The sequence below is a fragment of the Arthrobacter sp. Y3221159 genome, from assembly GCF_059089885.1.
Map to the genome: position 1 here is coordinate 1 of NZ_JBNHFC010000028.1, position 15,659 is coordinate 15,659.

Genomic DNA, 15,659 nt, shown 5'->3' on the forward strand with positions numbered 1-15,659 from the left:
CCTCTTTGAGTGCACAGCCACCGTACTTGCGTGCACAGACAATAAAAAAGCCCCGGAAATCCGGGGCTTTTTTGGTGGAGATGGGGGGAATTGAACCACCCCAGCCACCAAGAATAGCGCCGAAGTTCCGCATGTTTCCGGGGTTTCGTGCGACTTGAAACTACCATTAAAGACTGCGTAATACCTTTTCTGTGCACGCAGTGCACAGGCTAAACGTGGCACTCGAAGCGCATCTGGAGAACCTCCCGGGCATCCGCGGGGAGGGTGGCGATCCAGTCCGACAGGACGCTCCTGGTCACCATGACATCCTCGGCCAACTCGTCCAGGGAGTGCGCCCACGGAGCGTGTTCCCACACCGCCTGCCAGGACACGAGACGGTCCGCTGCCACTGCCCGAACCTTCTTCTCAACGGCCGGGGACTGGCACTCCTTGTGGCCCAGCTCGATGTGGACCAACTCGTGGTAGATCGCGCAACGCCGCTCCCGGAACGTGAGCCGGTCATCGAGGTAGATGGTCCGGCCGTCTGTTGCCGCGACGAGGAGTCCGGGCAGCCGATGGGTGACGATACGCACGCCCATCGCTTCTGCCAACCGTTCCCCCGACTCCATGCCGCCCACCATAGGGGACGGCACCGACAGCGTGGGTCTTTGTTACTCGCGCTCCTGGGATTCTTCCCCACGCTTTGACGAGCGTGCCGCTTCGTGCTTTCCCTCGGATTCCTGCTCCGTCATGCCTGCCATCTTGGCGAAATCGAGGCGGGCGGGTTCGGACTTGGATGTGGGGAATTGCACAACATTGTCCGGCCCGCCGGTCTCGGGCTTGCGCCGGCTGCCGTCCATCCAATTCATGAGTTCCCCGGCCGTGTTGCGGAGGACGTCCTGCGACTCCTGCGGGAGGCGTCCGGCTCCCCAGAGGACCAGGTCGGAGTCCCGGTCGTCTCCGACGTCGATGCCCAGGGTACGGGCCGCCGCCAGGACGAGCTCGCGGGGGCTGATGCTGAATGCTTTGGAGAGTCCGGCGAAGGTCTCGGGCGAGGGCATGCGGGTGAACCCGTCCTTGACGATGGACTGGAGTGCCCGTGCTTTCGGGACGCCGCCGGCGCGTTTGGAGATGGCCTCGTAGGAGTCGTCCCGCTTGTGCAGTAGGACGAGCTGCTGGAAGTTGGGGCTTGCGTTCGTGGTCATGCTCTGAGCTTTCCTGTGGGTGCTGTGGAGCGCAACGCCGCCGGTGGGCACTATGCCTACCGGTAGGCGGTACACCTAATTCTAGGGACCTGCCTACCAAAAAACTCCCCCCATCCCCCTACTGATTAGTACCAGCGCGGAAGCCGCGCACTGTCGGTGCTTGACTTACCGCCTACCGGTAGGCAATACTCAGAGGGCAGCAGATAACAGGCGAACCGCCTACCGACCAAAGAAGGAGAGCTCATGTCACCCTGGCGCACTAAGGCCCGCTGGCCGAAAGGAACGTACATGCGACTGGTCTCAAAGGAAGCGCTCCGCGCCTTCCTCATCACGCAAAAAGACATCGAAGCGCACAAGGCAGGCACACCGATCCCACACAAGATGACCCAGCGGGGGCTGGCAGATCGAGTGGGTGTGCACCCGAGCTTCATCAACCACCTCACCAGCGGCCGCCGCCGATGCCTGGAACCCGAAACCGCAACCCGCATCGCGGAGGTCCTCAACGTCCCCGTCGAGGTCCTTTTCGAGCCCATTGCACCGTCTGCCAAGCGGCAAACTACCCGCCAACAGCGTCTACAAGTCGCCTAAGAAAGGACACGCCGACATGACACAGCCACTGGCCCTGGAGGACACCACATGGACCGAGGAAGCAGTCGCCACCATCGCTGACCTTGCCCGCCGAGGAGGAACTGTCACTGCCGACGACCTGCGCCGACACCACCGGCCCGCGCCCCACCCGAACAAGGTCGGCTCGGCTTTCAAGATCGCCAGGTCCCGCGGACTCATCCAGCAGGCAGGGATCTCCACCTCCAAGCAGCGCTCCCGCCACGGCGGAGTCCTCCGCGAATGGGTGGCGGCATGAGCACCTTCTACACCGTCCCCGAAGTAGCCCAGATGTTCCGGGTCTGCGAGGAGACAGTCCGCCGCCGGGTCCGGAACAACAAGTGGCCGGCATGGAGGGACGGACCGCAGATCCGCTTCGGAGAGGAAGACATCGCAGCGATCCGCAGGCAGGGAGCGAAAGCCCCGGCCCCCAGCAAGGGAGACAAGCGGGAGCGGAACAAGCAGCTCCGCAACCTCCCCGTCTTCGCCCAATAAAAAAGGGCCCCGCTGCCGGCCAAAGCAACGCGGGACCCATGAACAAGCAAGAAGCTCATCTACCGGAAGGATACCCGATGTACACGTACCACTTCACGAAGCGGCAAGCCGAGACCGCCGCCCGCGCCACCATCGTCAACTACTTCGAGCGGTACCCGAACGAGTGGCAGGACGAAGAGAAGCTCGCGTTCGACGTCTCCGCCCTCCTCGGCATCCGCCCGGAGCCGAACTACACGGCCGCGGCCCTGCAGGCACTGGACGAACTCCGCAAGGTCGAGAACGGCACCCACATGGACCTCGACGCCGTCGAGCGGGAAGACCTGATCGAGCAGTTCGAAGGTGACCTGCTCACCGCCATCCGCGACGTGATCTCCACCTTCCCCGCCGCAGGTCAGCAGGTCTTCATCCCCCCGATGGAGCTCGCAGCGTGAGCGCCGGCCAGATCCGGGTCCGGGCCGTGGTCCGTTTCGCCGTCCTCACCACCGGCATAGCCCTTGCACTCGTCATGCCACACCTCGCCGTGGCCGTCGTCGCGTCGGCGGTGGGACTGTGACCGACTGCTACTGCCGCGGCGCCGGCATCTGCCCCAAAGGCCACCACACCTGCACCGACTGCACCTGCGACGACATCGACTTCCGAAAGGACCCAGACCAATGAGCTATGAACCCATCGATGACCTGCCCGAGGGCCAATGGATCGTCTACGGCGAGACCGGCGCCGTGATCGGCACCTTCGGCCTGGACGAGTTCCGCGCCAAGGAATGCGCCCGGGCCTGCGGCGGCAAGGACCGCGGCATCAGCGCAGTCTTCAAGGAGGCCTCCCGATGAGCCCGAAGACCAAGGAGCCGGTGAAGGGACTGACCTTCACCCACAACGGCCACCGGTACAAGCTCGACGGGCTGCCCGTCACCGGCGTGACCACCATCCTCAACGGCGGCATCCCCAAGCCCGCCCTCATCCGATGGGCCCCTCGCGTCGTCGCTGAATGGGTCACGGACCCAGATAACCGCGCACGCCTCGAAGAGCTCCTATCAGGCAACCCCGAATCGGCCATGTACGAACTGAAGGAACTTCCCACAAAGGTCCGGGACGACGCCGGCGTCCGCGGCACGGCCGTGCACGACTTCGCGGAAGTCCTTGCCACCACCGGAACCGTCGAGGATGTCCCGGAGGAACTGGCCGGCTACGTGGAGGGCTACGCGGACTTCCTGGACCGCTTCCAGATCACCCCCCTGCTGATGGAGCGGCCCTGTGCCAGCCGGAAGGACTGGTACGCGGGCAAGTTCGACATGATCGGCACCTCTCCCCTGCTCAACGACGGCAAGCCGGTCATGATCGACCTCAAGACCTCCAAGTACGTCTACGGCGAGACAGGCCTGCAGTGCGCAGCGTACTCACTGGCCGAGTTCTACATGGACGAGGACGGCAACGAGCAGCCCCTCCCGGAGATCGTGGCCACCTACGTCGCCCACGTGACCCCGATGGACCGTGACGGCGAGAACGCACGCTACGGTGACGCGCCCCTCGGCACCACCCTCTACCCGCTGGCCAAGAACCGCGACGAGATGCGCGGCCACTACGCCATGTTCCTGGCCGCGGCCTACACCCACAAGACCACCAAACTCCGGGAAGCCATCGTTGGCGCCCCGGTCACCACCACCACACAGGAAGCAGTAGCAGCATGAGCGAAGTAGCAATCCCCCAGGCCGCACCCGTGGCCGCCTTCAACCCCACCGGCCTGCCGGCCACCGCCGCGACCGTGTCCCTCATGGAATGGGCGCAGGAACTCTCCGCAGCCCACCAGCTCGGCACGGCACTGTGCAGCACCGAGTTCGTCCCGGCGTCCTTCCGCGGCAAGCCCGAAGCGGCGGCAGCGGCGATCCTCGCGGGCAAGTCCCTGGGCCTGGATCCGATGAACGCCCTGGCGAACATCTTTGTGGTCTCCGGCCGCCCTTCCATGTACGCCCGGACCATGGCCGCCCTCGTCATGCAGGCAGGGCACACCATCCGGCGAGTCGAGGCGACCGACCAGCGCGTGGTCTACGAAGGCCGCCGCAAGGGCGAAACCACCTTCACCCGCGTTGAGTGGACCATCGCCCGCGCCCAGAAGGCCGGGTACACCTCGAACAAGAAGTACCAGACGGACCCCATCGGCATGCTCACCGCCAAGTGCCAGGCCGAGATCTGCCGCGTCATCGCCCCCGACGTCCTCACCGGCATCGCCGCGACCTCCGTCGAAGAGGTGGAGCTGGACGACCTCGGCGAGCAGCCGGCCGCACCTGCTGCGGAGGCGCCGAAGACGAAGCGGACCATCCAGAGGGCGAAGGCCCCAACCCCGGACCTCCCGGACGTCGTCCACGAGGCCCCGCAGGACGAGGTCACGCCGGAACCTGAACCGCAGGCCCCGGCCGAGCCGTTGGCCACGACCGCGCAGCTCACCAAGATCCACGTGATCCTCGGCAAGCTCGGCGCCAACGACCGTGAGTCCGGCCTGGCCGAGCTCTCCCAGTTCACCGGCCGCACCCTCGAGTCCTCCAAGGAACTGACCAAGGCTGAGGCCTCCCGGTTTATCGAAGAGGCCGAGACTCCTCCGGCGGATGCTGACGGCGTCCTGCCCGATGTTGACGCCGAGTGGGGCCTCGCACAGGCAGGTGCGAAGTAATGGCGGGCGAGACGACCCTGACGGTCATCGGCAACCTGACCTCGGATCCAGAGCTCCGCTTCACACCCAGCGGATCCGCCGTGGCGAACTTCACCATCGCCAGCACCCCGCGGACGTTCGACCGCCAGGCCAACGAGTGGAAGGACGGCGAGACCCTGTTCCTCCGCGCCGGTGTCTGGCGGGAAGCAGCGGAGAACGTGGCCGAGTCCCTGACCAAGGGCATGCGCGTCATCGTCACCGGCCGCCTCAAGTCCCGGTCCTACGAGACCAAAGAGGGCGAGAAGCGGACCGTGATCGAACTGGAGGTGGACGAGATCGGGCCCTCCCTCAAGACGGCGACGGCGAAGGTCAACCGCACCCAGCGCAGCGGCAACGGCGGCGGTAGCCAAGCTTCCTCCGGCAGTTGGGGTGGCGATAACACCAACAGCGCATGGGGCGCCGGCACCGAATCCGAGCCCCCGTTCTAACAACCCCTGGTGGCGGGCGCTCAGGCCCGCCACCCCGCCCCCGAAAGGAAACCCCGCTTTGACCATCACCGACCTCACACCCCGCATCGAAGCCCGCGACGGCGTAGCAGTCACCATCTACACCAAGGAAGAGTGCTGGGGCTGCGGCAAGACCAAGGAGCTCCTGCAACGGGCCGGTGTCGAGTACACCGAAGTTGATATGGAGAAGGACCCGGCCGCCTATGCGTACGTGACCGAGACCCTTGGCTACCGGCAGGCGCCCACCGTCGTCGTCTCCACCCCCGAAGGCGAACGCCACTGGTCCGGGCTGCAGCCCCACAACATCCGCAAACACATCACCCACCGTGAAGAGGTCGCGGCGTGAGCCCGGTGCGCGTGCAGCGGAGGCGCACCAAAGGGTGGCGAATGCCGGAGAGCACCGTCTACGTCGGCCGCCCCACGAAGTGGGGCAACCCGTACGCCGTCGGCGATGAGTCCGCATTCATTGGAGCGAACCCGGTCCATGGCATCGAAGACCCCCTCACGGCCGAGGATGTGGCACAGCTGTTCCGACTGGCGCTTGCTTCAGGCGATCTCGACATCACGACAAACGATGCACGCGCACAACTCGCAGGTATGAACCTGGCGTGCTGGTGCCCATTGAACGAGCCATGCCATGCCGATGTCCTGCTGGAACTGGCCAATGCGGCATCGCTGGAGGTTGCCGCGTGAAGACCATTGCTCTCATTCCGCCCAAGCCGCCACTGGCTAAGCCCCGCCGGCAGACGGACGTCATCCTCTGCTCCTCGTGCGACAAGCCACTGAACCGCACCGAAGAGTGCGCCGGCTGCACCAAGTAAACCCCGTAGCCCTGTCAGCGCCTGCAGCACCGGGCCACGCGCAGGAACACACCCGGGGCTCCCACACCACCCGTGGGAGCCCCACCAACCCCTTGGAAGGAACCACCTCATGAGCGTCCGGTACTTCTCGATGTTTTCGGGAATAGGCGGATTCGAGCTCGGCATCAAGCGGGCCGCGAAGAAGCGAGCCATCAGCACGGAATGCGTGGGCTACTCCGAAATCGACAAGGCAGCAATCAAGACCTACGAAAGGCACTTCAACCATGACAACTACGGAGACGCAAGCCGAATCGACCCGCATACCATTCCAGAGTTCGATCTTCTCGCTGCTGGCTTTCCCTGCCAGCCCTTCTCCATCGCCGGCCTCCTGGCAGGCTTCAACGACACCAGAGGCACTCTCTTCTTCGACATCGCCCGAGTCCTGCAGGTCCGAGAACCGCGATTCTTCATCCTCGAAAACGTCAAGGGACTCGTCAGCCACGACCGCGGGCAGACTTTCCGAACCATCATCCGGGCCCTTGATGACCTGGGGTATGACGTCCAGTGGAAGGTACTCAACAGCAAGGACTACGGCGTCCCCCAGCACCGAGAACGCGTCTACATTGTCGGAAATCTTGGAGGAACACCCCGACCCGAAGTATTTGCTCCCACCGGACCGAGTAACCCGTATTCGACAGTCGGCCTCACAACAGAAACCGCAGTTGCTCGAACACTCACAGCCGGCGGAAACAGCGGCGGAAACCATAGCGGCATGACCATCCTTCGAACCCCGCAGGGGGACCGGCGCCTGACCCCCATCGAATGGGAGCGGCTACAAGGCTTCCCCGACAACTGGACCATAGGCAGCGACACCCAGCGATACAAGCAGTGCGGGAACGCTGTCACCGTCAATGTCGTGGAGGACGTCGCCAGCCGTGTCTTGGAGGCACTGTGAGCACGCGGCAGGAGTACCGGACCCAGCACCGAAAACCCAGTCTCTTCACCTGCGGGTGCGGGAAGGTCTACTCCTCCACCCGGGACGAGGCAAGACGATTACGCAGGGAGATCGCAGGACCCGGAGCGCTGCTGGAGGTGTGCCGGTTCTATGAATGCGATCACGGCGGGTGGCACTGGACCCGAAGAGTACCTGGATGGAGCGAATAATGGCGTGGTTCAACGCTGACGACAAGATGCACTCACACCCGAAGTCACGGGCAGCTGGGCTGGAAGCGATCGGGCTGTGGACCCTGGCCGGGACCTACTGCACCGACTACCTGACGGACGGGGCAGTGCCGGAATGGTTCGTGGACTCCTGGCCGAGGGGCAAGACCCTCGCCGCGAAGCTGGTCAAGGCCGGGTTCTGGGACGTCACGGAGCAAGGGTGGCAGTTCCGGGCCTGGGCCGAGTACCAGCGCACCAAGGAACAGGTCATGGCCGACAAGAAGAAGGCCGCGGACCGCAAACGAAAGTGGCAGGAAGAACACGCCAAGAACGGGTAAGGAACGCCGTTCCGTCACCGTTCCGAACGCCAAACGAACGGCGGCGGAACAAGTGCCCAAGACCAAGACCAAGACCAAGTACTTAACTCACCTAGGTGCCAGCCCAGTTTTAAAGACCTTGGGGTAAAGAAATCGTCGATCGTCACTTAGGTGATAGGGCCGCCGGGACGCACGACGATTCACATTTGATCAAGGAGAAATCCATGTACAAGCTCACGGACCAGGAAGGCGCGAGGCTCACGGCGATGATGGTCGCGGCCCGCCCGGACTGGATCCCGAACAAGCCCGGCACGGTGCTCAAGGAAGCGAACGAGGGTGAAGGGTTCCCGGGTAGGGACTTCGGTCATTGTGTCCGGGCCCTCGCCCACTACGCCACCCAGGTAGACGCCAGTGGGGCTCATGCGAAGCGGACCCCGAACTTCTACCCCCAGGACGGCAAGCACTGGTCCTCCACAGCACCGGAGGACTGGCAAGCACCACGGAACTGGACGCCATGCGAGGACCACCCGACCTTTGAAAGCCACTGCTGCCGGGCCTGCTGGGGTGACGTGAAGGCAGGCATCAGACCCGAGACCCACGTAGGCAAACACCACAACCCAGAAAGCGAAGACACACCATGAAGCAAGCCAGCCTCCACGGCACATGCCGAATCTGCAAAGGCGCCGTAGGCCTCGTCAATGGCCGCTGGGTCCACGGGGACCTCGCCGCTGACCTCATCCACGGCATCATCGCCACCATCACCAAACCCAGCACCAAGAACGACTACGCCCTCGCCGGGCCCAGCAAAGGCAACTGACCATGACCACCACCCGCACCCGCCGGCCCAAGATCGACCGGGAAGAGTTCCGCAGCCTCAACGAACACGGCTGGACCATCGCCGCGCTGGCCGAGCACTACGAATGCCACCCCCGCACCATCAGCCGCATCCGCACCGAACTCGGCATCAGCCATGAATACCTCGGCCGCCCAATGACCCCCGAACGGAAAGCCAACATCCAACGCATGCTCGAAGACGGCTGGTCACACGCCGAGATCCACCGCACCGAAGGCGTAGAAGTGAAGACCCTCCGCAAGCACTTCCCCGGCACCGCCTGGACCAAACAACAGCACGCCGAATACATGGCCATCAACCTCGTGGAGAACCCACGCTTCAACCGCAGACCCCGAACCTACAACCACGCCAAATACGCCAACACCACCCACGAAGCCACAGACGCCCGTCAGAACCCCGCAAACACCCCCGAACGTCTCCACGCCCACGGAAGGCACTGAGAGTGCGTCAGGCGGGCACTGAGCGCGTTACCGGACGTTCGGAACAACGCGCATATGGGTTTCATTTGCGGCCGGGGATGCTGGAATCGGAGTTCCAGGCGATCGTGATGGAGGTGGCCCAGTTGCATGGGTATGAGCTGGGCTACCACACGCACGACAGCCGGCGTTCGCAGCCTGGGTTCCCGGACCTGGTCCTCGTCAGCAGCAGACGGGCCCGGGTCCTGTTCCGGGAACTCAAGACGGACAAGGGCCGGGTGTCGCCGGATCAGCGGACCTGGATCGAGGGTTTGACGGCGGCGGGTGCTGATGCTGGTGTGTGGCGGCCGGCGGATCTTGTGTCCGGGCGGATCGTTGCCGAACTCACGGGCAAAACCTGAGTACTTCACGCACTGTCAGTGCTTGTTTCGAGTACCGGCAGGCGGTACTCTAGGTAGAGCAGCAGACAACGGCCAGGGATGGCCCACCCAAAGGAGGAAACACACAATGAGCGCAGTAGCCATAGTCCAAGCCAAACTGGCCGACAAGACCGACGCCGAACTTCTCACCATGGGTCAGATCGTCAAGACGAAGACCGACGAGAACCAACGCATCATCTCCGCCGCGATCACCGAAGAGCTCGTGGCCCGTCACCCTGAGCTGATGGAAGCCGTCAACGAGTGGGGCGAGGACCTCGAAACCGAACTGGATCTCATTGACGTCATCGCAGACGGGCTCGCAGCATGAGTGTCAGGACGTACAACGTAGGCGTGACCGAGTGCGCCGGCACCTGCGGCCGGCTCCTCCGCTCCTCACGCACCACCCTCGCGGACTTCCCCGGCACCGTTTGCCGGCACGCGAACAACATGTGCCGGCTCTGCAACGCCGCAGCAGGCGCCAAAGCCAAAGAACAGGGCGAAGCGATCCGCCCCTGCCGGAACTGCGACCACCCCACCAGGCCGCAGCGCATGACATCCAGCGACGCACCCGGCACGAGGAAGCGGATCGGGGAACTTTGCCAGCGCTGCGACTCGTCCTGCGAATGGGTGGCCCCCGAAGTCGTGACCGCTGCCGTCGAATCCCTGAACGCGTACATCCGGGCCCGCAGGGCTCGTGGTGTCCCACCGCAGGGCCTCGGCCACCAGGACGACATGGACCTCGCATCATGACCCCGGAACAGAGGAACCATCTCCTCACCCTCCACCGGGCCGCGATAAAGGCACTGAATGCCGTGCACCTCGGCGGACGCTCAGAGGAATACGACGCCTACTATGCCGCGGACGATGCTTTCCGCGACTACCTATTCACCCTCCCAACACAGGACCAGCCATGACCGCAGCAGAACTCATCAACCTCGGCAAAGACGCCCAGCAGTGCACCCAGCTCGTGCAGGGCATGACAGACCAGGCCCGGCTCCTCGGGATCGTCGCCGCTGCTGAGAACCGGGCCCGCCTCGCGACCGCGCTGGAGGCGGCCGACGCGGCATACACCGAAGCAGTCCAAGCAGCTGTAGGACGCCGGGGCGACTGGCAGACGGTCCAGGTTGCTGGTGAACGGGTCCGGGAATGCCGCGCCGCACTCAAGGCCGTGGCATGAGCGATCTTCAGCTTGGCCAGCCTGTCCGCTACACGGCCCACCTCCGGCGCCGGCACGCCCGGCCCGGAGAGTTCGGCGGCCCCAACAGACTCTGGTCCACGCATGCCGGACCCGGTCTGGAGAACCAGCCTTGGGAGGGCGGCACCGGCATCATCATCGGCAAACGCACCCTCTCCAACGGCAACTCCCACTGGATGTACAGCGAGTCCAGCGAGTACATCCAGTCGGAGACCTTCACCGCCTACCTGGTCGCCTACGACCTGCACCGCAAGCCCGTCCACGTCCTACCCGAACACATCGAGGTAATCCCGTGACCGCCTCGGCTGCCCTGACCGCTGTCCCGTCCGCTGAGACGTTCGGCCTCCCGGAGTGCGACGAGCACCTGATCGCGAAGCTCCGCCGCCTCGACCCCCAACTACTCGCCATCATCACCACGCCCAGGAAGGCACCATGAGCACCGAAGAGATCCGCGTAGAGCTGGGCGAACTGATGCACCAGAACATCACCGACAGCCTGCCCGTTGACCCAACGAAGCGGGAGATCGGCGCGCAGGTAGACACCACCATCGACGCGATCCTGGCCGCTGGTTACCGGAAGCCGCAGCAGGTCACCACCGTCCGAGAGCTGCACGCACTGCCCACCGACACCGTCATTCGAAGCGTATTCGGCGCAGTGTTCGTAAAAGACGGCGGGTGGTGGGCAGAAACCGGAACGCGAGACAAGTCATTGTCCGTGGACCTCGATCTCCCCGCGACGGTGCTGCATGTCGGAGGCAGCAATGACTGAGTGCAGTTTCGAAGGATGCCGCCGCGACATAAGGGCACGGGAGCTTTGCGTGGTCCACTATAACCAGCGGCGGCTAGGCAAGCCCCTGACGCCGCTCCATGACGGGGATGGCTACCTCCAGGCGAAGTTCTGGGAGTTGGTGGACAAGTCCGGCGACTGCTGGGTTTGGACGGCGAAACTCCATGACACCGGCTACGGCGTATTCCAGCATGCGGGCACACGGCACCGGGCGCACCGGCTCTCCCATGAGTGGGCGCACGGTCCGATCCCGGAAGGCATGGTCATTGACCACCGCTGCTTCAACCGCGCATGCGTCCGGCCTGACCATTTGCGGACAGTGACGCAGAGGCAGAACTCCGAACACAGGTCCGGGGCGAACACTCGCAACCCATCTGGCATCCGTGGCGTCACCTTCCACGCCCATACAGGCAAATGGCGGGCGCAGGTCCGGCAGGGCAAGAAGAACCACTACTGCGGGGTATACCCGACTATCGAGGAAGCAGAGGCTGCGGCCATCGCAAAGCGCAATGAACTGTTCACCTGCAACGACCGGGACCGTGTTGGGGGTGCCGAGTGGCGGCCCCGGACCCGCGCCTGGTCGAGATCGAAGCCATCCCCGCGGAGGCTGTCGAAGCGGCGGCGAAGGCGTTTCTCACTGGTGGCAGCATGTTGGATGCCCTCGAAGTCGCGGCGCTGTACATGCACCCCGTCCTGCTGGCCGAGCTGCGGAAACGCGACGAAGCCCTCGCCCGGGTGGAATCGCTGCACAAGCGGGAAGTGATTGCCGTCCACGAGGGCTACGGCGAGGAAGCGATCTGCACGGAATGTGGACACCGCTGGCCCTGCGATACGACCGCTGCTGTAACGGGTGCCGAGTGAGGTTCACGCGCCGCACGTACCGGCAAGCGATCCAGCGGTCCTTCCGGAAAGAGTTCGAACTGTTCCGGGGCGGCGTCGTCACCACCAGCCGCTGGTACCGGCAGATGCAACACACCAGGGCGCTCCGACGCCGGCAAATGCGGGAGGGGAAGGCATGAGCGACTGCACGTGTACCGTCACGGACCCGAAGACCTGGACTAGGTACGGGGACGCCGTCGAACCCGGATCGATGATGGAGCCGAACTCGGAGTGCGAGGCGCACTTCCCTGACCGGCCCGGCTGCCCGGAGTGCAAGGTCCAGTCGGATCACACGTGGTGGTGCAGCATCGCCCCGGCGGTCCTTCCTGACGGCACCCGGCCCTACTACTGGCGAGACTGACCCGAGGGAGCCTCAACGATGCGGTACTGCCCCACCTGCGGCCACCACCACATGGCCAACCCAACACCCCGCTGCGGGGCCTACACCGAAGACCACACCGGCTTCCACAAATGCGGATGCACCGGGGAACCGATAGAGCAGGAGCAAGCCGCATGAGCCAGAGAGCGCACCGCGAACCGGGCAGGCACATGCCAGCCATGCACAACGTATGCGGATTCGATGGCGGCGACAACGACCGCCCAGGTTGCGGGCAGCCCGCCATCCTGCACCTGTTCGCGGGCGCACCTCCGGCCACAATCGGGGACTACGCGATGCTGGCCTGCGAGGGCCATATTGAGGCTGCCAAGGAGCTGGCCATCGACTGGCATCCAGTCGCTCCCGTCTGCGGCGTCCCGGACACCATGTGGCACTTCGAGGGCGAGCAAGGCAGCGGGTTCTGCTACTGGCCCGCCGCCGAGGCAGCGATCCACGAGGCTGTCAGGGAGCCAGTATCGGCTGATCTTGAAAGATCAACCTCTTTTGTCTCACCCGCCACATAGCATCACAGGATGCTCACTGACACCCAGAAGGCCATGCTCGACCTCGCCGGCCAGTCCTTCAAATACGCTGGTTCCCTCGAAGACCAGGCGAAGCAGCAGTTCGGCCTGACACCCACCCGGTATTGGCAGGAGGTCAACCGGCTCATCCGCACGGAACCAGCCATCCGATACCGTCCGGCGCTCGTCCAACGTCTCAACGACCGCCGCCAACCACAACAACGACTCAGAACACGCATCATCTAGGGGGAAGATAGCAAGATGAAGATCACCGAATTCCTTGAGGCCCGCATGTCCGAAGACGAGGCCGAGGCTCGGCAGGCGGTTACGGAGCGGGAACGAGCCACATCGCACGAGGGGGCTGACACTGGTCTGCAATGCTGGCCGGACAGCCCAGTTCCCGCGGTCCTCGTCGGTCCAGAGCGTATCCTGGCCGAGTGCGCGGCGAAACGGGCGATCATCAAAGCATTCGACCCTCAGTGCCCAGACCTCGACCCCTACGTAGGCAGGGACGTGATAGCGATGCTCGCCGCCGTCTACAAGGATCACGAGGACTACCGGCAGGAGTGGGCACTTTGACCAGCTTCGCCGTCAACGTCCACACACTCACCCAGGAACACCTCTCGAACGGCGAGTACCAGGCGCCGCTCCTCACGAGGCTGCGTAATGCCAGCACTCCCGGTTCCGACGGCGGGAAGGCCGGCGGCGACTCCGGGAAGCCCGTCCCCGTGAACCTGTCCGCGGTGGACCTGTTCTGCAAGATCGAAACAGCGGCCCGGAACGAGTACCGCCTCTACCGCGGCTTCGTGTACATCGGGACGCTGGAGAACCTGCTCCGGGACCTCACCGGCACGCCCTGGGCCGAGATGCCCGAAGACTGGGAGCAGTACCTCACCGGCGTCTCCTCGGAGTGGATTGATGAGATAACGGCCCTGCTGCACCCCAAGAAGCCCCGCCGCCGCCTCCACCGCCCCTGCCCGGCCTGCGGGATCAAGTACCACGGCCCCGAACGCGAACCAGCGCTGACTGTGAACTGCTGGGATGAGCACGAGGACCTGATGCACCCGTCACTGTGGGACGCGTCCTGCCTGGCGTGTGGTGCGGAGTGGCACGGTGACAACGTACAGTGGCTTTCCCATGCCCTCGTCAACGTCTGACAGGCGGCGTGTTGAGTAGTGCCAGTACCTGGATTCGTGTACTCTAAGTGGTGTCTGCGGAGTACTGTCTCCTCAGACGTTTTGGTTTCTACCCCCTAGTGCGGGTAGGCATGAACGTGGTGGCGGGTGTCTGCTGCACAGATCTCCACCCGGCGAGCCAGGCCCATCCAGCCAGCGCAAAGACCCGGACGGGCCCGCCACCACCACCCCCCTGACCCATAACTGAATAGCCCGCCGGAACATGAGCCGGCGGGTCCCGGGCTGAATGGTTGACGGTTTCCCCCAGTACCGTCGCGGTGTTCGATCCACCGCCAGCCCACGGACACCGCATAGCCGGGCCCTCACGGGTGAATTGCGGAGTACCCACCCTGTTGACACCGCCATCTGACGTCGTGGCGGCCGAGGGGTGGACTACAAGGGTCTCTAGTCCAACGGCAGAGACAGCAGCTTCAAAACCTGCACAGTCCCGGTTCGAATCCGGGGAGACCCACTGAGTGTGAAAGCCGCCGGGCAACAACCGAAACCGCGGACGAGCCAGCAACACTCCCCCAACCACAGGAGGAACCCATGAGCGCCAAGCCAGAGCCCACAGTGCTGATGGAGTACCGGACAACCGCCCGAGTGCCCGTATCCACTGCGAAGGCATGGCTTGACGATGGGTGGCGCGTCGTCGGTGCCGACTGCCCCACATGCTCCGGACCAAGCCGGGAGACAACAAACCTCGTCTGCCAAACCTGCGGGCGCGACTTCAGCGCAGAATAACCGCAGCCCCCATCATGACCCCGAAGGCGGTGACTAACCTCTTGTGCCCAACCCGAAACGCACACAAGCGGACAAAGACATCGTCCTCGCCCTCCACGCCCAAGACATCAGCCGCAACGACATCGCCAGGCAGACCGGATACTCCACAGCCTGGATAAGCAACGTCGTCAAAGAAGCCGGCCTCACCTTCGCCCGATCCGACAGGGTGAAGGCGGCCACCGAAGCGAAGCAGCAGGACAACAAAGCCCGCCGCGCTGACATTGTGGGCCGCCTCTACAAACAGGCGGAGGACATCCTCACGAGGCTAGAAGCCGGAACATTCAGCACCCTAGTGCCCACCGGGCCGGGCATTCACTCAGCCCGGGACCTATCCTTCATCCCGCCAGGGGATCACCGGAACCTCGCCACCGCCATCGCCATCTTCATGGACAAGGCGCTTGTGCTCGAAAAGGCAGACACCGACACCTCCGGCACGGCCGCTGTCGATAAGTGGCTTGAGTTCATGACCAGCGCACCACTACCCAACAAGGACTCCGGAGGTGGGGAAGCATCGACGCCAAACCACTCACCGGAAAGTCCCTCCTAGCCC

The 15,659-nt window shown here is 64.3% G+C and carries 34 protein-coding genes, 1 tRNA gene and 1 pseudogene; 34 read left to right on the forward strand and 2 right to left on the reverse strand.

The features are described 5' to 3' along the window. Window positions 1-209: 209 nt before the first annotated feature. Together AC5RT3_RS19370 and AC5RT3_RS19375 are read right to left on the reverse strand one after the other, a co-directional pair. A complete protein-coding gene (locus tag AC5RT3_RS19370; protein ID WP_494124968.1) occupies window positions 210-608 on the reverse strand; it encodes an ImmA/IrrE family metallo-endopeptidase in 399 nt (132 codons plus the stop codon). A gap of 42 nt (window positions 609-650) precedes the next feature. Continuing rightward, a complete protein-coding gene (locus AC5RT3_RS19375) occupies window positions 651-1,184 on the reverse strand; it encodes a hypothetical protein (protein ID WP_494124969.1) in 534 nt (177 codons plus the stop codon). Window positions 1,185-1,472: 288 nt separating this feature from the next. On the opposite strand from AC5RT3_RS19375, the gene AC5RT3_RS19380 reads away from it, so the two are divergent. The 34 genes and pseudogenes from AC5RT3_RS19380 (at window position 1,473) to AC5RT3_RS19545 (ending at window position 15,656) form a co-directional block, all read left to right on the forward strand. After that, window positions 1,473-1,772, forward strand: a complete 300-nt coding sequence (locus AC5RT3_RS19380) for a helix-turn-helix transcriptional regulator (protein ID WP_494124970.1) — start codon at window positions 1,473-1,475, stop codon at window positions 1,770-1,772. A 16-nt stretch (window positions 1,773-1,788) separates the two neighbouring features. Next, window positions 1,789-2,046, forward strand: coding sequence for a hypothetical protein (locus AC5RT3_RS19385; RefSeq protein WP_494124971.1), 258 nt, complete (start codon window positions 1,789-1,791; stop codon window positions 2,044-2,046). Further along, window positions 2,043-2,282, forward strand: a complete 240-nt coding sequence (locus AC5RT3_RS19390; RefSeq protein WP_494124972.1) for a helix-turn-helix domain-containing protein — start codon at window positions 2,043-2,045, stop codon at window positions 2,280-2,282. The genes AC5RT3_RS19385 and AC5RT3_RS19390 overlap by 4 nt, the downstream gene beginning before the upstream one ends. 77 nt (window positions 2,283-2,359) lie before the next feature. Continuing rightward, window positions 2,360-2,713 (forward strand): hypothetical protein, encoded by a 354-nt coding sequence (locus AC5RT3_RS19395; protein ID WP_494124973.1) that lies wholly within the window; start codon window positions 2,360-2,362, stop codon window positions 2,711-2,713. Beyond that, a complete protein-coding gene (locus AC5RT3_RS19400; protein ID WP_494124974.1) occupies window positions 2,710-2,835 on the forward strand; it encodes a hypothetical protein in 126 nt (41 codons plus the stop codon). The genes AC5RT3_RS19395 and AC5RT3_RS19400 overlap by 4 nt, the downstream gene beginning before the upstream one ends. A 100-nt stretch (window positions 2,836-2,935) precedes the next feature. Then, window positions 2,936-3,109 carry a hypothetical protein gene (locus tag AC5RT3_RS19405; protein ID WP_494124975.1) on the forward strand — a complete coding sequence of 58 codons (174 nt, stop codon included), beginning with the start codon at window positions 2,936-2,938 and terminating at the stop codon, window positions 3,107-3,109. Beyond that, window positions 3,106-3,966 (forward strand): hypothetical protein, encoded by an 861-nt coding sequence (locus tag AC5RT3_RS19410; protein ID WP_494124976.1) that lies wholly within the window; start codon window positions 3,106-3,108, stop codon window positions 3,964-3,966. Before AC5RT3_RS19405 ends, AC5RT3_RS19410 begins: the two co-directional genes overlap by 4 nt. Continuing rightward, a complete protein-coding gene (locus tag AC5RT3_RS19415; protein WP_494124977.1) occupies window positions 3,963-4,943 on the forward strand; it encodes a hypothetical protein in 981 nt (326 codons plus the stop codon). Before AC5RT3_RS19410 ends, AC5RT3_RS19415 begins: the two co-directional genes overlap by 4 nt. Further along, the gene (locus AC5RT3_RS19420; RefSeq protein WP_494124978.1) at window positions 4,943-5,410 is read left to right on the forward strand and encodes a single-stranded DNA-binding protein; all 468 of its coding nucleotides are present in this window, start codon (window positions 4,943-4,945) and stop codon (window positions 5,408-5,410) included. The genes AC5RT3_RS19415 and AC5RT3_RS19420 overlap by 1 nt, the downstream gene beginning before the upstream one ends. 58 nt (window positions 5,411-5,468) lie before the next feature. Further along, the gene (locus AC5RT3_RS19425; RefSeq protein ID WP_494124979.1) at window positions 5,469-5,774 is read left to right on the forward strand and encodes a glutaredoxin family protein; all 306 of its coding nucleotides are present in this window, start codon (window positions 5,469-5,471) and stop codon (window positions 5,772-5,774) included. A gap of 41 nt (window positions 5,775-5,815) precedes the next feature. Next, window positions 5,816-6,121 carry a DUF4326 domain-containing protein gene (locus tag AC5RT3_RS19430; RefSeq protein WP_494124980.1) on the forward strand — a complete coding sequence of 102 codons (306 nt, stop codon included), beginning with the start codon at window positions 5,816-5,818 and terminating at the stop codon, window positions 6,119-6,121. Continuing rightward, entirely contained in the window at window positions 6,118-6,249 is a 132-nt protein-coding gene (locus tag AC5RT3_RS19435) for a hypothetical protein (RefSeq protein WP_494124981.1), read from the forward strand. Before AC5RT3_RS19430 ends, AC5RT3_RS19435 begins: the two co-directional genes overlap by 4 nt. 109 nt (window positions 6,250-6,358) lie before the next feature. Beyond that, the gene (locus AC5RT3_RS19440) at window positions 6,359-7,183 is read left to right on the forward strand and encodes a DNA cytosine methyltransferase (protein ID WP_494124982.1); all 825 of its coding nucleotides are present in this window, start codon (window positions 6,359-6,361) and stop codon (window positions 7,181-7,183) included. A gap of 208 nt (window positions 7,184-7,391) precedes the next feature. Next, window positions 7,392-7,727 carry a hypothetical protein gene (locus tag AC5RT3_RS19445; RefSeq protein ID WP_494124983.1) on the forward strand — a complete coding sequence of 112 codons (336 nt, stop codon included), beginning with the start codon at window positions 7,392-7,394 and terminating at the stop codon, window positions 7,725-7,727. A 203-nt stretch (window positions 7,728-7,930) separates the two neighbouring features. Continuing rightward, window positions 7,931-8,347 carry a hypothetical protein gene (locus AC5RT3_RS19450; RefSeq protein WP_494124984.1) on the forward strand — a complete coding sequence of 139 codons (417 nt, stop codon included), beginning with the start codon at window positions 7,931-7,933 and terminating at the stop codon, window positions 8,345-8,347. Next, window positions 8,344-8,523 carry a hypothetical protein gene (locus AC5RT3_RS19455; RefSeq protein WP_494124985.1) on the forward strand — a complete coding sequence of 60 codons (180 nt, stop codon included), beginning with the start codon at window positions 8,344-8,346 and terminating at the stop codon, window positions 8,521-8,523. Before AC5RT3_RS19450 ends, AC5RT3_RS19455 begins: the two co-directional genes overlap by 4 nt. A 2-nt stretch (window positions 8,524-8,525) precedes the next feature. Further along, window positions 8,526-8,999, forward strand: coding sequence for a hypothetical protein (locus AC5RT3_RS19460; protein WP_494124986.1), 474 nt, complete (start codon window positions 8,526-8,528; stop codon window positions 8,997-8,999). Between the two features lie 77 nt (window positions 9,000-9,076). Next, on the forward strand, window positions 9,077-9,376 hold the full coding sequence (locus AC5RT3_RS19465) for a VRR-NUC domain-containing protein (RefSeq protein ID WP_494124987.1): 300 nt from the start codon (window positions 9,077-9,079) through the stop codon (window positions 9,374-9,376). 106 nt (window positions 9,377-9,482) lie between these two features. Then, a complete protein-coding gene (locus AC5RT3_RS19470) occupies window positions 9,483-9,722 on the forward strand; it encodes a hypothetical protein (RefSeq protein ID WP_494124988.1) in 240 nt (79 codons plus the stop codon). Continuing rightward, window positions 9,719-10,144: a hypothetical protein gene (locus AC5RT3_RS19475; protein WP_494124989.1), complete on the forward strand. Its 426-nt coding sequence runs from the start codon at window positions 9,719-9,721 to the stop codon at window positions 10,142-10,144. The genes AC5RT3_RS19470 and AC5RT3_RS19475 overlap by 4 nt, the downstream gene beginning before the upstream one ends. Next, on the forward strand, window positions 10,141-10,308 hold the full coding sequence (locus tag AC5RT3_RS19480; RefSeq protein WP_494124990.1) for a hypothetical protein: 168 nt from the start codon (window positions 10,141-10,143) through the stop codon (window positions 10,306-10,308). The genes AC5RT3_RS19475 and AC5RT3_RS19480 overlap by 4 nt, the downstream gene beginning before the upstream one ends. Beyond that, window positions 10,305-10,571, forward strand: coding sequence for a hypothetical protein (locus AC5RT3_RS19485; RefSeq protein WP_494124991.1), 267 nt, complete (start codon window positions 10,305-10,307; stop codon window positions 10,569-10,571). Before AC5RT3_RS19480 ends, AC5RT3_RS19485 begins: the two co-directional genes overlap by 4 nt. Beyond that, entirely contained in the window at window positions 10,568-10,885 is a 318-nt protein-coding gene (locus AC5RT3_RS19490; protein ID WP_494124992.1) for a hypothetical protein, read from the forward strand. Before AC5RT3_RS19485 ends, AC5RT3_RS19490 begins: the two co-directional genes overlap by 4 nt. After that, entirely contained in the window at window positions 10,882-11,025 is a 144-nt protein-coding gene (locus tag AC5RT3_RS19495; protein ID WP_494124993.1) for a hypothetical protein, read from the forward strand. The genes AC5RT3_RS19490 and AC5RT3_RS19495 overlap by 4 nt, the downstream gene beginning before the upstream one ends. Beyond that, window positions 11,022-11,357, forward strand: coding sequence for a hypothetical protein (locus tag AC5RT3_RS19500; RefSeq protein WP_494124994.1), 336 nt, complete (start codon window positions 11,022-11,024; stop codon window positions 11,355-11,357). The genes AC5RT3_RS19495 and AC5RT3_RS19500 overlap by 4 nt, the downstream gene beginning before the upstream one ends. Continuing rightward, window positions 11,350-11,880, forward strand: a pseudogene (locus AC5RT3_RS19505) (HNH endonuclease signature motif containing protein); the annotation flags it as partial. The gene AC5RT3_RS19500 and the pseudogene AC5RT3_RS19505, both read left to right, overlap by 8 nt. A 50-nt stretch (window positions 11,881-11,930) precedes the next feature. After that, complete coding sequence (locus tag AC5RT3_RS19510) at window positions 11,931-12,236, forward strand: hypothetical protein (protein WP_494125018.1); 306 nt, start codon at window positions 11,931-11,933, stop codon at window positions 12,234-12,236. A gap of 154 nt (window positions 12,237-12,390) precedes the next feature. Beyond that, the gene (locus AC5RT3_RS19515; protein ID WP_494124995.1) at window positions 12,391-12,615 is read left to right on the forward strand and encodes a hypothetical protein; all 225 of its coding nucleotides are present in this window, start codon (window positions 12,391-12,393) and stop codon (window positions 12,613-12,615) included. A 152-nt stretch (window positions 12,616-12,767) separates the two neighbouring features. Beyond that, on the forward strand, window positions 12,768-13,154 hold the full coding sequence (locus AC5RT3_RS19520) for a hypothetical protein (RefSeq protein WP_494124996.1): 387 nt from the start codon (window positions 12,768-12,770) through the stop codon (window positions 13,152-13,154). 9 nt (window positions 13,155-13,163) lie between these two features. Continuing rightward, window positions 13,164-13,397 carry a DUF3263 domain-containing protein gene (locus tag AC5RT3_RS19525; protein ID WP_494124997.1) on the forward strand — a complete coding sequence of 78 codons (234 nt, stop codon included), beginning with the start codon at window positions 13,164-13,166 and terminating at the stop codon, window positions 13,395-13,397. A 15-nt stretch (window positions 13,398-13,412) separates the two neighbouring features. After that, entirely contained in the window at window positions 13,413-13,730 is a 318-nt protein-coding gene (locus tag AC5RT3_RS19530; protein ID WP_494124998.1) for a DUF6221 family protein, read from the forward strand. Further along, a complete protein-coding gene (locus AC5RT3_RS19535; protein ID WP_494124999.1) occupies window positions 13,727-14,308 on the forward strand; it encodes a DUF7341 domain-containing protein in 582 nt (193 codons plus the stop codon). Before AC5RT3_RS19530 ends, AC5RT3_RS19535 begins: the two co-directional genes overlap by 4 nt. Before the next feature lie 417 nt (window positions 14,309-14,725). Further along, window positions 14,726-14,798: transfer RNA gene (locus AC5RT3_RS19540), tRNA-Leu, on the forward strand. A 315-nt stretch (window positions 14,799-15,113) separates the two neighbouring features. Then, the gene (locus AC5RT3_RS19545) at window positions 15,114-15,656 is read left to right on the forward strand and encodes a hypothetical protein (RefSeq protein WP_494125000.1); all 543 of its coding nucleotides are present in this window, start codon (window positions 15,114-15,116) and stop codon (window positions 15,654-15,656) included. The last annotated feature ends 3 nt before the right edge of the window (window positions 15,657-15,659 follow it).